Source organism: Bradyrhizobium sp. Kon10 (genome assembly GCF_055807395.1).
This window is the reverse complement of record NZ_JBVVOZ010000011.1, coordinates 206,678-220,940: the sequence shown is the minus strand read 5'-3', so window position 1 is coordinate 220,940 and position 14,263 is coordinate 206,678. Positions and strand designations below refer to the sequence as shown.

General features: G+C 62.3%; 12 protein-coding genes and 1 pseudogene. 10 read left to right on the top strand and 3 right to left on the bottom strand.

Annotation, left to right across the window (positions count from 1 at the left end; all coding sequences use genetic code 11):
- Positions 1 to 1,102: pseudogene (gene sbmA / locus AC0L2O_RS17990) on the top strand (peptide antibiotic transporter SbmA); the annotation flags it as partial.
- 2,508 nt (positions 1,103 to 3,610) lie between these two features.
- Here sbmA and AC0L2O_RS17985 read toward each other — a convergent pair.
- Positions 3,611 to 4,345 (bottom strand): outer membrane protein, encoded by a 735-nt coding sequence (locus tag AC0L2O_RS17985; protein ID WP_473370644.1) that lies wholly within the window; start codon positions 4,343 to 4,345, stop codon positions 3,611 to 3,613.
- 1,206 nt (positions 4,346 to 5,551) lie between these two features.
- Here AC0L2O_RS17985 and AC0L2O_RS17980 point away from each other — a divergent pair.
- Both AC0L2O_RS17980 and AC0L2O_RS17975 read left to right on the top strand, forming a co-directional pair.
- Positions 5,552 to 5,956, top strand: coding sequence for a YbgC/FadM family acyl-CoA thioesterase (locus tag AC0L2O_RS17980; RefSeq protein WP_473370640.1), 405 nt, complete (start codon positions 5,552 to 5,554; stop codon positions 5,954 to 5,956).
- Positions 5,957 to 6,033: 77 nt separating this feature from the next.
- Positions 6,034 to 6,501: a nuclear transport factor 2 family protein gene (locus AC0L2O_RS17975; protein ID WP_473370639.1), complete on the top strand. Its 468-nt coding sequence runs from the start codon at positions 6,034 to 6,036 to the stop codon at positions 6,499 to 6,501.
- A gap of 43 nt (positions 6,502 to 6,544) precedes the next feature.
- Here AC0L2O_RS17975 and AC0L2O_RS17970 read toward each other — a convergent pair whose 3' ends face one another.
- Positions 6,545 to 7,249 (bottom strand): type 1 glutamine amidotransferase, encoded by a 705-nt coding sequence (locus AC0L2O_RS17970; protein WP_473370638.1) that lies wholly within the window; start codon positions 7,247 to 7,249, stop codon positions 6,545 to 6,547.
- Positions 7,250 to 7,287: 38 nt separating this feature from the next.
- Positions 7,288 to 8,211 carry a LysR family transcriptional regulator gene (locus tag AC0L2O_RS17965; protein ID WP_473370637.1) on the bottom strand — a complete coding sequence of 308 codons (924 nt, stop codon included), beginning with the start codon at positions 8,209 to 8,211 and terminating at the stop codon, positions 7,288 to 7,290.
- 151 nt (positions 8,212 to 8,362) lie between these two features.
- On the opposite strand from AC0L2O_RS17965, the gene AC0L2O_RS17960 reads away from it, so the two are divergent.
- From AC0L2O_RS17960 to AC0L2O_RS17930, 7 genes are read left to right on the top strand one after another with little or no spacing between them, the layout of a single operon-like run.
- Entirely contained in the window at positions 8,363 to 9,319 is a 957-nt protein-coding gene (locus tag AC0L2O_RS17960; RefSeq protein ID WP_473370636.1) for an N-carbamoyl-D-amino-acid hydrolase, read from the top strand.
- 46 nt (positions 9,320 to 9,365) lie between these two features.
- On the top strand, positions 9,366 to 10,193 hold the full coding sequence (locus AC0L2O_RS17955) for an ABC transporter substrate-binding protein (RefSeq protein WP_473370635.1): 828 nt from the start codon (positions 9,366 to 9,368) through the stop codon (positions 10,191 to 10,193).
- Positions 10,190 to 11,047 (top strand): amino acid ABC transporter permease, encoded by an 858-nt coding sequence (locus AC0L2O_RS17950; RefSeq protein ID WP_473370634.1) that lies wholly within the window; start codon positions 10,190 to 10,192, stop codon positions 11,045 to 11,047. Before AC0L2O_RS17955 ends, AC0L2O_RS17950 begins: the two co-directional genes overlap by 4 nt.
- On the top strand, positions 11,044 to 11,808 hold the full coding sequence (locus AC0L2O_RS17945) for an amino acid ABC transporter ATP-binding protein (RefSeq protein ID WP_473370633.1): 765 nt from the start codon (positions 11,044 to 11,046) through the stop codon (positions 11,806 to 11,808). Before AC0L2O_RS17950 ends, AC0L2O_RS17945 begins: the two co-directional genes overlap by 4 nt.
- A gap of 15 nt (positions 11,809 to 11,823) precedes the next feature.
- Positions 11,824 to 12,639 (top strand): ABC transporter substrate-binding protein, encoded by an 816-nt coding sequence (locus tag AC0L2O_RS17940; RefSeq protein WP_473370632.1) that lies wholly within the window; start codon positions 11,824 to 11,826, stop codon positions 12,637 to 12,639.
- The gene (locus AC0L2O_RS17935; protein ID WP_473370631.1) at positions 12,626 to 13,510 is read left to right on the top strand and encodes a polysaccharide deacetylase family protein; all 885 of its coding nucleotides are present in this window, start codon (positions 12,626 to 12,628) and stop codon (positions 13,508 to 13,510) included. The genes AC0L2O_RS17940 and AC0L2O_RS17935 overlap by 14 nt, the downstream gene beginning before the upstream one ends.
- A gap of 8 nt (positions 13,511 to 13,518) precedes the next feature.
- Positions 13,519 to 14,175, top strand: coding sequence for an aspartate/glutamate racemase family protein (locus AC0L2O_RS17930; protein ID WP_473370630.1), 657 nt, complete (start codon positions 13,519 to 13,521; stop codon positions 14,173 to 14,175).
- The last annotated feature ends 88 nt before the right edge of the window (positions 14,176 to 14,263 follow it).

Genomic DNA, 14,263 nt, shown 5'->3' with positions numbered 1-14,263 from the left:
GGGCTTGCGACGTTCTGGTCGGCCTCGGCGCTGTGGTTTGATCTCTATTTTGCGCTGGCCGTTACGGTGTTCGCGGCGGCATGGATGTTATTTGCCCCGCATCCCTGGGCGACGTGGTCCATTCTTGGCTCCGCGCTGATTCTGTTCACCTCTTACTTTCAGGTCCAGGTCTCGGTCGCGATCAACAGCTGGTATGGACCGTTCTACGACATGATCCAGGCTGCGCTTTCGAAGTCGGCGCCGGTCACGGTTGAGCAGTTCTACAACGAATTGTCGACCTTTGCCGGCATCGCGCTCGTGGCCGTCGTGGTCGGCGTGATGACACGATTTTTCGTCAGCCACTACATCTTCCGCTGGCGCACGGCGATGAACGATTTCTATGTCGCCAACTGGCCACGGCTGCGCACGATAGAAGGCGCCTCCCAGCGTGTCCAGGAAGACACCATGCGCTTTGCCAGCACCATGGAAGGTCTAGGCGTCAATCTCATCAGCGCGATGCTGACGCTGTTGGCCTTCCTGCCGGTTCTGGTGAGGCTGTCCAGTAACATCACGGAGCTGCCTCTGCTCGGCTCGATTCCTTATCCGCTGGTGTTCGCCGCCCGGCGTTCTCGCGCTTATCGGCATCCGTCTGCCCGGAATCGAATTTTTCAACCAGCGGGTCGAAGCGGCCTATCGCAAGGAGCTGGTGCTCGGCGAGGATGATGCGGCGCGTGCCAATGCTCCGACATTAAGCGTGCTGTTTAGCGACATTCGCAGGAATTACTTCCGGCTCTATCTGAACTTCATGTACTTCAATATCGGCCGGATCGTCTATTTGCAGACTGACGTCATATTTCCTTACCTCCTGCTCGCGCCCACGATCATCGCAGGCAAGATCACCCTCGGCGCGATGAATCAAATCCTCAACGCATTCACGCAAGTGCGAACCTCGTTTCAGTATCTCGTCAACTCGTGGAGCACGATTGTCGAACTGATCTCGATCTATCAGCGGCTGCGGAGCTTTGAATCAAAGCTCCACGGGGAGCCACTGCCGTCGATCGAGACATATAAGGAAGCAAGCCACATGATTCCTATAGCTGTAGAGGAGTTGACGGACACCTGACCTTCCGTTCCGTGTCAATCGGTTGCAACGCTGCTGAATTGCTTAAGTTGTGAGAAGGGGCACTCGAGAGAATGGCGCTCGGCGTGGAGAAACTTAGTAACTGCATATCGGAACCCCCGTGACGTGTTGTTGTGGATGACGGCTAGCGCGCTGTTGCAGCGCGCGGACTGAGGCAAAGGGGCGGCGGATGGCTGTAGCGGCCATTACAGCCGCCGCGGGTAAGCTACAAAGCAGCCGCATCGCGTTCGACCTGCGGTCGAGCCAGCGGGTTCATGACACCGAAGACTTGCTCCGAGAAAACAGCCATAAATCTGATTTGCTCCTGGAAATGGGTTCTCAGGGTCCACACCGCCTAGCTTTACAAATAAGTACCAGCGTGTCGTAAGTTCGACAGTGTGAGTCAGACACGCCTCAACGGCGTTGTCCCGCGAGCGATCATAATCGTGTCGCACATGGTACTGGACACTGACTGACTACGCCAGAACGACCACGCGGGGATGTTTCAAACTTGATCCGCTCCGTGGAATACGGTGCTAAACAGGGGACATTACGTGGGGCGGTGAGCCATGGTGACCGCCGGATGTGTCGGTGTCCATTCTGGTTCTGGCGGAACGGTAATCGAGCCCAGTGGCACCCAAGCTCGTTCTAGCGTCACTGGATCGCGCAGCTGGGCGAAAGTTTGGGTGCGAATATCGAGCCACTCGAACCAGCGATCCTGGACGGCGACAAGCTGGGCTGGCCGGAGCACGCCGAAATGATCTCGAAGAGAAATTCTTATCACTCGTAAGCTCAACTGTGAACCGTGCCAGAAGAGTTCAAGATGATGTTGCGTCGCGTTTCAACTACCAGAACTGGGATGTGACAACTCTGAGGCTGCGGACCAATCCGTTTCCGCCGAGCCGGAGCTCTGACCGTGAACATGACCGCCAGATTGAACAGAGTGGATTCACAAGCGTGGCTCGCCGACTATAGCAACCGCGCCGCACATCCGGCTCAAAGGCGCGACGAACTCCTAAGCTGGAATTGGCGCGATCGGAACAAGCAATCCACTAAGGCTGCCCAATTCACGGCTCGGCGATCCTCACCAAATGTTACGAACTTTTGTTGATAGCGTCAGCAAGCGCTGACTTGAAAACCAAAGGTCCTATCCGCCGGATGCTTTCTTAAGCTGTCATGCATCCAGAATGAGCGGAGCACGAACTGTCACATTACCGAAACCTAGCTCTTGTACTTGTAGGCTCGGCCGTCTCCCTTATTCCCCCCGCTCCCTGGAGGGAAGAAGGTTTATTCCGCATGGCTTTCCGGGGGCCACCGGCCAGGCGGGCCGGAGCCGAGGTCGGCCAGATCTCCGTTGTTTTTGGATTGGCGGCATGACACCGAAAACCAAACTATGCGCTTTGTTGCGAGGTGTTCTGGACGATGCGATCGGGATGGTGCCCGAAGCAAACCGGACGTCTTCGTTGAAGGCGTGCCTCGCCGAAAAGGTATTAGCTCTGGCCGCACAAGGTCACTTGGATCCAACGGATCCAACTGTCTTGACGCGTCTCGCGCTACGGACTCTGCAGGAATCCTGTCGTGCTTGCTACGGGTGCGAACTGCAGAACCCCCTTCGAGGTGTGAAGGACCGAGAATGAACTCCAAACCTATTCCCCGCGCTCCGGCGTGGCTGACCGCCTGGGTTTCGGCGGGTTGCAAGGCGACGCGAGATTAGAGGTCTGCCGGCCATGGAGCTTGCGCCCGGCAGCGATGCCATCTGAGCGCGAGGGTTATGGCGTCCTGGAGAAACTCGGGTCAGTCCTGCTGTGGATGCCGCCTTGCTTCATCATGAGGTCGCCCGCGTCCGCGGCTGTCACTGACGTCGTTGCGTCCCGCCCGCGGCACAGATGATTTCTCCTCGATCCGCATCGGCGCTTCGCGTGCGATGTCGGCGATGTCGGAGGGCAGGGTGCTCGCCTGCTCGGTTGCCGCTAGTAGCCGAAGCAGGCGAGGCCGAGTGATCCGAAAGATCGGACGTGCCGGTGAGATGTTGGAAAGCCGAGCTGCCGATCGTCCGGGTTCGCGACAGACGCGGATGAGCCGATCTATTATGTCCTCAACGCTTGCAGGCGGATCTTGCCGTGGCCGCCTCAGCGGAGGCAGCTGTGTTCGACGATCTCGTCTGCCTGTGGACAGGGGTAGTCGCAAGGGCGACGAGCTCGGAACCTGCGTCGATGCCGCGGGAATGATACTGCTTGGCTTGCGGCTGCCGCCTTGCCAGGGTAAGCGCCTCCGTCTCCGGACGGCAAGCTCGGCAGCACTTGGCGGGGAACCGCCGGCTCAGCGCTGAGCACACTCGACACCGAAAGTCAGCCGTAATCGGGTCGCAGGCCAGCGAAAGGCGAAGGGCCGGGATCGCGCAGGCGGCGCTTGAATCTCACGTCCGAATTGCCTGAATGGCCGGGCTCTGAGCGGGCCATACTTTCCTTCAAATGGCCCCGGCTGGGCCGGGGCCATCGACACAACTACGGATCAATATTTAAGGAGAATCGGACCGCCAAACTTATAGTTGACCCGTACCGTGATAAGATCGAGACCCTCGCGGATGCGATCGGCCCCACCAATGTTCCCGCTGAATTTCTCCGTGCGGGGCTGGAAGAACAGGTGGTCGTACTCGAAGCCCACCGTCCAGTTCGGTGCGAGGCCGTGCTCGAATCCGACCCCCAACGCACCACCCCAAAGAACGTCACTTTTCCTAGCGGCTCCTGCCACGGTCGAGCTGATCTGATGGATGTTGCTCGTGACTGCGGCGCCGCCTTTGCCGTAAAGTACGTTGTTCCCGAAGGCATAACCAATCTGCCCCGTCATGAGACCGAACGCGTCAATCTTAGTCTGGTTGGTAGTATCGGCAAACGCGATGCTGTGATTGGACCCGGTCAAATCAGCCCAGTTGCCCTGGCCCTCAACACCCAGCACGATCTGGCCCATCTGCCATCGATAGCCGATCTGGAGGCCCACGGTACCGCCTGTCGGATGATGACAGCCCTCGGGCGTGCTGCCAAGGTACTCCCAACAACTCGCGCCTGAGCTCAAACCACCGTTCACGCCGAAATAGTAAGCACTCCAATCGTAGATTGCAGCCGCGACAGGTCCCGGAGCGGTGGTGTAGAGAGGGCTGATGGGTTGCGTAGGCAGATCAGCACTGAATGCGGGGGCCACCGCAGCAAGCGCCACCGTACTGACTGTCATAAGCAACAAGTTCTTCATTTCTATTCCCATGTCTTGAGTGCCCCCGTGCCTGGTGCGTCTTAACAACGTGCACGCAAATTGCTGTAACTGCATCGCAACATTGGCGCTGGAAGAAATGCGTGAATCAAACGCTGCGTCAGGTTGCGGCATTGCAGATCTCTCCAACTGCTTGACCTGCCCCTTCGCTTGCGAGCGTAGATCAGCGCGGTGTCCTGCCTGTCGCGCACCCGACAGCTTGACGGCATCGCTCCACTTCGCGACGCTAGTAGCGTGGTAGGTCGACGGGGCGCCCGGTATGTGCGTGTTCCAGCCGTTCGTGATCACGGATTCCAAGCCATCGTGATCGCCCATTCCAGAGCATCGTGATCACCGTTTCCAGCAGATCGTGATCGCTATTTCAGCGATTGCGATCGGGGTAACCAGGAGGCGCGCACCGCTGACAGTCTGCAACCCGGCTACTTTGGTCTTTGGCCTAACTCCGACTGCTTCAGCTATTCGTGGTTTTGCGAACGCTACAAGGATTGGGCCGGCCTCCTCAAGCCCATCCTGTGGCCGGCGAGAAGCTGTTCGTCGACCATTCCGGCCACACCATGGAGCTGGTTGACGGAGTACGATACACGCCAGTCCTGCTCCGGCTCCGCGGATGAAACCGTCAATGCAGGAGCGATCGGTTGGGCTTTCTGTCAGGCGGCACCGACGGAGCAACGAACCCGGAAACTCTCACGCAAACAACCGCACACGTTCTTAATGTGGGTCAGTGGTGTGAGGTCCGCGATAAGATTTCCCGAATTCAGGCTCATAAGTGCCGCGGTTTTCGCCCATGGCGCAAGTACGGGCCTGATTAGGTTGTGGGCGCGTCCGCTCCGCGGACGGGGCTCTATGAGCCAGCTTGCCGAGCCATCCTGTCTCGGCCCTTCGGATGACGATGCCTCGCGCAAGACATAAAGTGCTCCTCGCCGGGGGCACTCGGAAAACGAGCTCGCATGTGGCGAGCGTTATTGCTGCCCCGTTCCCGCGTGCCGCTCAAACGCCGGTGTTGTCGCTGCACGCGTCCCGCATGCCCCTTCGGGCCGCTATGCTCGCCGGGCTGACATTTCTCTCGAGGCGAGCTAGCTGAACACTGAAGCTGATCCCGAAGGCGCTGCGGCCCGCCATGAAAGGGACGTAGAAAAATCTACGCTTGTTCACGCTATCGCCCTCCAGCGCCCCAACGAAATCAAGCAGTTGGTATCCTGTTGCGATATCGTCAAACCAGAGTTTTCCGGCATCGTCTATCACGCCAATTATCTGCGCTTCATGGAGCGCGGGCGCACCAATCATTTGCGGCTGATGGGCGCCGAGCAGCAGGCGCTGTTCGAGCAGGCCGCGACGGAGGATTCGAGCTTCGCCTTCGTCGTCCGCTCGATGCATCTGGACTTCCTCAAGCCGGCGCGGATGGATGACGTGCTCGACATCGTGACCTGGCCGATCGCGGTGAAAGGCGCATCCATCATGCTGGCGCAGGAGGTGCGGCGCGGCGTGGACGTGCTGGTGAAGGCCGAGGTGCGCGTCGCCTTCATCAGCGGTGGCCGCGCCCAGCCCATCCCGAAATCGATCCGAGCCTTGATGAAGGCTGATCTGATTTCGTGATCGGGCGATAGCGGACGGCCCCTCGACTCCCCCGCGCGCGGCGATAGATTGCACTCCCGCCAACCGATGAGGCTTCCATGTCGCGCCCGCCGCTTCCGCCGTTCACCCGTGAAACTGCCGCGCAAAAAGCGCGAATGGCCGAGGACGCCTGGAATTCGCGTGATCCGGCGCGTGTGTCGCTGGCCTATACCGAGGACAGCCGCTGGCGCAATCGCTCGGAAGTATTCCAGGGCCGCGAAGCCATCGTCGCATTCCTCACCCGCAAATGGGAGAAGGAGCACGACTACCGGCTGATCAAGGACCTCTGGGCCTTCGACGGCAACCGCATCGCGGTGCGCTTCCAGTACGAATGGCACGATGCGTCGGGCCAGTGGTATCGCTCCTACGGCAACGAGCAGTGGGAGTTCGACGAGCATGGCTTGATGAAGCGGCGAGAAGCCTCCATCAATGACATCATGATTGCGGAGAAGGATCGCCGGTTTCACTGGGCAGCGCCTGGGCCGCGGCCGGCGGATGTTGTGGGGCTGGGGGAGAGCCCGTTCTGAGCTGCTTCTCTCCCTCTCCCCGCAAGTGGGGCGAGGTGAATTCTCAGCGCCGCGCCAGAAATCGCGTAATCGCTCCACCCAGCTTCGCGTTGTCCAGCGGCTCGGCCAGCGACGCCTTCGCCGTCGCAACGACATCATCTGGCGCTTTGCCGTCGCGCAGCTCGCAGCACACCTGCGCAAAATCCACGTCGAACTCCGGATGCGGTTGCACCGACAGCGTCGTGCCATTGGCGTAGAGCAGGCCGGCATGCGGGGTGAAGTCGGAGGAGAGAATCGTCAGCGCGTCGTTCGGCGGCTCGATCACCTGGTCCTGATGTGAGGCGGCGATCGCGACCGCGTCGCCGTCGAGGACACCGTTCTCCGGCAGCACCCGATAGACGTGCCGGCCGATGCTCCAGCCCTTCTCCGACTTGCGGACGGTGCCGCCGAGCGCCTGGGCGATCAGTTGATGGCCGAAGCAGACGCCGACCATCGGTGTGTTGTTGGCGTAAGCCTTGCGGACGAAATTCTCGAGCGGTGCGATCCAGTCGAGTCCGTCATAGACGCCGGCGGCCGCGCCGGTGATCAGGATGGCCTCGACCTTGTCGGGGTCGGGAAGCGCATCGCCATTCGGAATGCTGACGATGTCGATCGTGGCCGTGGGATCCTCGGCGCGGACCATGCGCTCGAACATGTCCGGAAAAGAGCCGTGGCGCTCACGATATTTTTGCGGGACCTGCCCCGTCTCGATGATGGTGATGCGTGCCATATGCCATCAGGTAAGAGGTTGCGCGCGGGGGTGCAAGCTCAGTCGCTCCCTGCCTTGTATTCGTGTGGCGTCGCGGTCTCCAGCGATGCGCTTTGCTCGCGGACCTCGCTGAGAAAGGCCTTTGCCAGCCGCGACAGCGGTTCGGCTTCCGACCACAGCATGTAGGCCACCGCACGCGTCGTCGGCGTGAACGGCCGGACGACGAGGCCGTGGCCGCCGTTCTGCCGTGGCGAGAAGGGGTCGACGACCGCCGCGCCGACACCGGCGGCGGCGAGCACGCAGGCCGTGTTGCAATAGCGCACCTCGACAGTCGGCTGGAACGGCGCGCCGGCACGGGCAAAGCTGTCCCGCACGGCCTCGCCGAGCCGCGTGCCACGTTCGAGCCCGATGAAGGGCAGGCGGGACAGGTCCGAGGCCGAGATGACGGGCCGTTCCGCGAGCGGATGCTGCGGCGGCATCACGCACACCATTTCGCCGGTATGCACGACCTCATGTGCGATGCCGGGATGATGCGTCAGCCCGAGCGCGAAGCCGAGTTCGGCGACACGGCTGAGCACGCCCTCGATGATGCCCTCATAGCGCCGCACGTCGAAAAATACCCGCGTCTCGGGCCGCCGGCGCAGGAAGCCCGACAGTGCGGACGGAATGATGCTGTAGGCGAGCGGCGGCGTCGCCACGATGGCGAGATGGCCGGAGCGGTTCTCGCGCAGATCGCGGACGCGGTTCTCGAGCTTGGCGTGCAGCGCGAAGATCGCCTCGCTCTCCTTGTAGAGCGCCATGGCTTCCGCGGTCGGAAACAGCCGGTTGTTGACGCGCTCGAACAGCGCAAAGCCTGCCTGCGCTTCCATCGCCTTCAGCGCGTTGCTGACGGCGGGCTGCGACAGCGCCAGTTCGTCGGCCGCCGCTACCGTGGTGCGATGGCGGATGACGGCACGCAGGATCTCGAGCTGGCGCAGGTTCATATCACTGCCGATTATACTCAGGGCCAAAAGATCATAGCACGATGAATTGCTTCTGCAGCCCCGCTTGCGCCTAATGGCAGCGGATTTGCACGCTGGATCAAAGGGTTCATTCGCCCATTGAGGCAGCATTGCGCACAGATTGGAGGCAATCTTGGTTCGTGTCCTTCGCGCCGCCGCGGCCCAGATGGGGCCGACGCAAAAAGCAGACGCGCGTGAGCATACGCTTGGGCGGATGCTCGCGCTGCTCGAGGAGGCGGCTGGCCGCGGCGCGAGCCTCGTGGTATTTCCCGAGCTTGCCTTCACCACCTTCTTCCCACGCTGGCTGCTGGAGGGCGACGCGCTCGACCAATATTTCGAGCGCAGCATTCCGAATCCGGCCGTGGCAAAACTGTTCGACCGCGCGCGTGCGCTGCGCGTCGGCTTCTATGTCGGCTATGCCGAGCTGACGCCGGATGGACGTCGCTACAATTGCGCCATCCTGGTGGACCGCGACGGCGATATTCTCGGCCGCTATCGCAAGGTGCATCTGCCGGGCTCGGTCGAGCCGCGCCCGGGCGCGCGCTACCAGCAACTCGAGAAGCGCTATTTCGACTATGGCGACCTTGGCTTTCCCGCATTCCGCGCCGGCTCGGCCTGGGCCCATGCGATCATGGGCATGATGATCTGCAACGATCGCCGTTGGCCGGAATCCTGGCGCGTGCTCGGCTTGCAAGGCGTCGAGCTCGTCTGCATCGGCTACAATTCGGCCGCCTACGATCCCAATGGCGGCGTCACCGAAGACGCCTCCTTGCGTACCTTCCACTCGACGCTGGTGACGCAGGCCAACGCCTACATGAACGCCACCTGGGCGATCTCGGTCGCCAAGGCCGGCGAGGAGGACGGCTCGGGGCTGATCGGCGGCTCCTGCATCGTCGACCCCAATGGCTGCATCGTCGCGCAGGCCGCAACGCTGACCGACGAGGTGATCGTCGCGGACGTCGATCTCGACCTCTGCCGCCAGGGCAAGGACAAGATGTTCAATTTCGCCGCTCACCGGCGGCCGGAGCAATACAGGGTCCTCACCGAGCGCGCCGGCGTCATCGAGCCCGCGGTCCTCGACGCTGACTGACCATGGCACGGTGCCGGCAACGGAAAAGATTGGCAAAGGAACTGACATGACACGCCTTTCACTTTCTCTCGGTCTTGCCACGCTGGCCGCCCTCGCCTCCGCAGGGGCCGCCGAGCTTCCCGCGGAGTTCAAGCAAGCGGGCACGTTGAAGCTCACCGTCAACTCCACCTATGCGCCGATGGAATACCGCGATCCCGCGACCAGCGAACTCGTCGGGCTCGACGTTGATCTTGCGAACGAACTCGCCAAGCGGCTTGGCGGCCTGAAGATCGTCTGGAGCGAGACGCCGTTCGCCGAGTTGATCCCATCGCTCCAGACCAAGCGCGCCGATTTCATTCTCTCCGGCATCTCCGACCGCGCCTCGCGACGCGAGACCGCCGATTTCGTCGATTATCTGACCACCGGCCCGCAGTTCTTCGTGATGACAGAGAGCGAGGCGAAGGCGGCGACCGATCTCTGCGGCAGGAAGGTCGGCACCACGCGCAGCACCAGTTTTCCGGTCGAGATCGAGAAGTGGAGCAAGCAGAACTGCGAGGCGGCCGGCAAACCGGCCATTCAATACGTGCCAGGCGAGAACTCGATCGACGTCCGCAACCAGCTCAAGCAGGGCCGCATCGATGCGGCTGTGCAGGGCAGCGAGACGCTGCCTTATGCGCAAACGCAGGAGCCCGGAAAATATCGCGTCGTTGGCGAAGCCTTCGCCAAGGGCTATCAGGGCATCATGTTTCGCAAGGACGATGTGGCGCTTCGCGAGGTCGTGACGGAGAAGCTCACCGCCATGATCGCCGATGGGTCCTACAAGGCCGTTCTCGACAAATGGGGCCTTGGCGCGAACGCGGTGACCCAGCCCATGCTCAACGCGGCGCCGCAATGAAATCGGCACCGGCACTCGCGGAAGGTTTTCCAGATCTGTCGGGGATGCGGATCGCGCGCGAGCCGCATTGGTTCCGCTGGCTCAGCGCGGCGGTGATTATCCTTGCGCTCGTTGCAATTGGTCGCGCGTTTGCGAACGGCCAGATCGAATGGTCGTATGTCGGCCGCTTCCTGACTGTAAAAGTGATCCTCGAGGGCATCGTCAACACCATGGTGATGGCGGTGCTGGCGATGGCGCTCGGCATTTTCCTGGGCGTCGTCGTCGCGATCATGCGGCTGTCGCCCAATCCGGTGATGAAGACCGTCGCCGCCGGCTACACCTGGCTGTTCCGCGGCACGCCGCTCATTCTGCAACTCTTGCTATGGTTCAATCTAGCGCTGGTGTTTCCGACCATCGGCATTCCCGGTCTGTGGAGCGCGCGCGCCGTCGACGTGATGACGCCGTTCCTTGCCGCGCTGCTCGGGCTGGGCATCAACCAGGGCGCCTACACCTCCGAGGTGATGCGCGCCGGCATGCTGTCGGTCGACATCGGGCAATACGAGGCGGCGCAGGCGATCGGCATGGGGCGTTTGCGCGCGCTGCGCCGGATCATCCTGCCGCAGGCGATGCGGGTGGTGATCCCGCCGCTCGGCAACGAGTTCATCGGCATGGTGAAGGCGACCTCGCTTGCGAGCGTCATCCAGTATCCGGAGGTGCTGCACAACGCCGAAAACATCTATTACGCCAATTCCCGGGTAATCGAACTCCTGATCGTTGCCGGGCTCTGGTACCTGCTCGTGGTCTCGGTCCTGACGCCGCTCCAGATGCTGCTCGAACGCCGTTTTGCCCGCGGCACCTTGCGGTTGGCGCGATGACAAAGCCCCTCGTCGCGATCCGCTCCGTCAGCAAGAGTTTTGGCGAGTTTCAAGCTCTCAAAAATGTCTCGCTCGACATCTGGCCCGGCGAGGTGGTGTGTCTGATCGGCGCGTCCGGGTCGGGCAAGACCACGCTGCTTCGCTGCATCAACCAGCTCGCCGCCATCGATAATGGTGGCATCTGGCTCGACGGCGAACTTTTGGGCGTGCGCGAGCAGGGCGGGCGGCTCTATCGGCTTCGCGAGCGCGAGATTGGCCGGCAGCGGCTGAAGACCGGCATGGTGTTCCAGCGCTTCAATTTGTTCCCGCACAAGACGGCGCTCGACAACATTACCGAAGGACCGCTCCAGGTACAGGGACGCAAGCCCGGTGAGGTGCGCGCCGAGGCGCTCGAACTGCTCCGTCGCGTCGGCTTGTCGGCAAAGGCCGACGCGTATCCCGCGCAGCTTTCCGGCGGCCAGCAGCAGCGCGTGGCGATTGCGCGTGCGCTTGCGATGAAGCCAATGCTGATGCTGTTCGACGAGCCGACCAGCGCGCTCGATCCCGAGCTGGTCGGCGAGGTGCTCGCGGTCATGAAGGAGTTGGCACGGAGCGGCATGACCATGCTGGTGGTGACGCACGAGCTCGGCTTTGCTCGCGAAGTCGCCGACCGCGTTGTCTATATGGATCAGGGCGCGATCGTCGAGCAGGGGCGCGCTACGGAGGTCTTGGGCGCGCCGCGCGAGGAGCGCACCAAGGCATTTCTTTCGGCAGTGATCTGAGATGGGGGCTTGTTGATGAAGACAGTTTTGGTTGTGGCGGCAGTTTTGGGGGCTTTGAGCGCATCTGCGATGGCGATCGAGCTGCCGGCGGAGATCGCCAAGCGCGGTAGCATCAAGGTCGCGCTGGTGCCGAACTATCCGCCGATGGAATTCCGCGATCCCGCCACCAATACGCTGTCTGGCTTCGACGTCGATCTCGGCGAGGCGCTCGGGCGTAAGCTCGGCGTCAAGATCGAATGGACGGAAACCAGCTTTGCCGAATTCATGCCGTCGATCTCGACGGGCCGGGTGGATGCCGTCCTGTCCGGCTTCACCGACTATGCGAGCCGGCACGAGATTGCCTCCTTCGTCGACTATCTGCGTAGCGGTCCAAAATTCTTCGTGCAGCAATCCCGTGCGTCCGAGTTCAAGGACATGGCTGCGCTATGCGGCAAGAAAGTCGGCGCCAGTCGCCGGACCATGTTTCCGGCAGAGATCGACAAATGGAGCCAGAAGAATTGCGGCGGCAATCCGATCCAGTTCGTCGGTACGGACGGCTCGGCGGATGCGCGCACGCAGCTCAGGCAGGGCCGCATCGACGCCGCCGTGCAAGGCAACGAGACGCTGCCCTATCTGATGGACATCGAGCCGGGCGCCTATGCGCCGGTCGGCGATCCGTTCGCGACGCAGTTCACGGGCATTGCGCTGCCGGTCAAGGAAAAGGCGTTGCAGCAGGGTATGGTCGAGGCGCTCGATGCGCTGATCGCGGACGGCACCTATCGTGCTCTGCTGGCGAAGTGGAAACTCAACGATAACGGCATAGAGAAGGCGACCATCAATGCTGGACAGTAAGGCACTCCAGAGCATCCCGCTCGTTCCGGCCAACACCGCGGATCCCGCGCCGGAATATCCCTGGCCCAAGCCGTACAATTCGGCGATGTTCTTGTCGTTCGACGTGGACGCGGAGAGCGCCTGGACCAGCAAGGACGCGGTCCATGCGCAGCGGCTCATCACCATGAGCTATGGCGGCTATGAGGCGCGCGTCGGCACGCCGAAGCTTTTGGAGCTGCTCGACCAACTCGATCTCAAGGCGACGTTCTTCATCACGGGATGGTCGGTCGACGCGCATCCGGCGATGGCGGAATCGATCCTCAACGCCGGTCATGAAATCGGCCATCACGGCTATCATCATCTGCTGCCGGATCCCGGCGATCCCTGGATCGAGGAGGAGCTGGAGCGCGGCTTCGAGGCGCTGAAGCGCCGGCTCGGCATCAGGCCGACCGGCTATCGCGCGCCCTATGGCGAGTTCACCGAGGAGCTGCGGGTCGCGTTGGTGCGCCACGGCATCGTCTACACTTCTTCCTTCCGCGACGACGTGCGGCCGTATCGCCATCGTCTCGCCGACGGCAAGCCTGGAACGATCGAGCTGCCGGTGACCGCGAGCTATGACGACTGGATGCACGGCCTCTCCGCCCGCTTCAGCCCGCGCTCGATCTTTCCCAAGGAGCACGTGCTGTCGATCTGGAAGGACGAGCTCGACGAAACCCGGGACTGGGGCGCCATGGTGACCACGGTGCTGCACCCGCAATGCAGCGGCCGTCCGATGCGGCTGCGCCTCTTGCGCGAGTTCCTGACCTACGCAAAATCCTGCCCGGACGTCTGGATCACAACTGGCGAGAAGATCGCCGCCAACTTCCTGCGTCACGAGGCTGATAACAGCTGAGCAATGCCATGACCCGCCGCCGCATTCTCGTCATCAATCCCAACTCCTCCGCATCGGTGACGGCCGCGATCGACCACGCGGTCGCACCGCTTCGCATCGCTGGCGGGCCGGAGATCGAGGTGGTCGGCCTTGCCGAGGGACCGCCCGGCATCAGCTCGCAGCGCGATGCCGACAGCGTCGTCATGCCGCTGGTGAACCGTGTGTCGCGCGACGATGCAGATGCCTTCGTGCTCGCCTGCTTCAGCGATCCCGGCCTGCATGCGGTGCGCGAGGCGGCGGACGGACGTCCGGTGCTGGGCATCGCCGAGTGCGGTATTTTCCGCGCGCTGATGCTCGGCGAACGTTTTGGGATCATCGCGCTGTCGCCGTCGAGCATCCGCCGTCAGCAGCGCATGGCGCGGGTCATGGGCGTCGACAGCCGCTATGCCGGAAGCTGGTCCGTCGGCGCGAGCGCAGCGGAGACAGCAGGCGCTGATATCCGCAGCCGCTTGATCGAAGCCGGTCGCGCGCTGGTCGCGCAATGCCGTGCCGACGTCGTGGTGATGGGTTGCGCCGGCATGGCCTCGCATCGCGCTGCAATTGCTGAGGCCATCGGTGCGCCCGTGGTCGAGCCGGCGCAGCAGGCGGTGGCGGTGGCGATCGGCGCGGTCTTGCTCAACGGATGAGACGCAAGTGATGAGGCCTGGCTTTTCTGACACCGTTCTCACCGCGCAGTGGCTGCAACCTCGCCCGCTTGCGGGAGAGGTCGGCGCG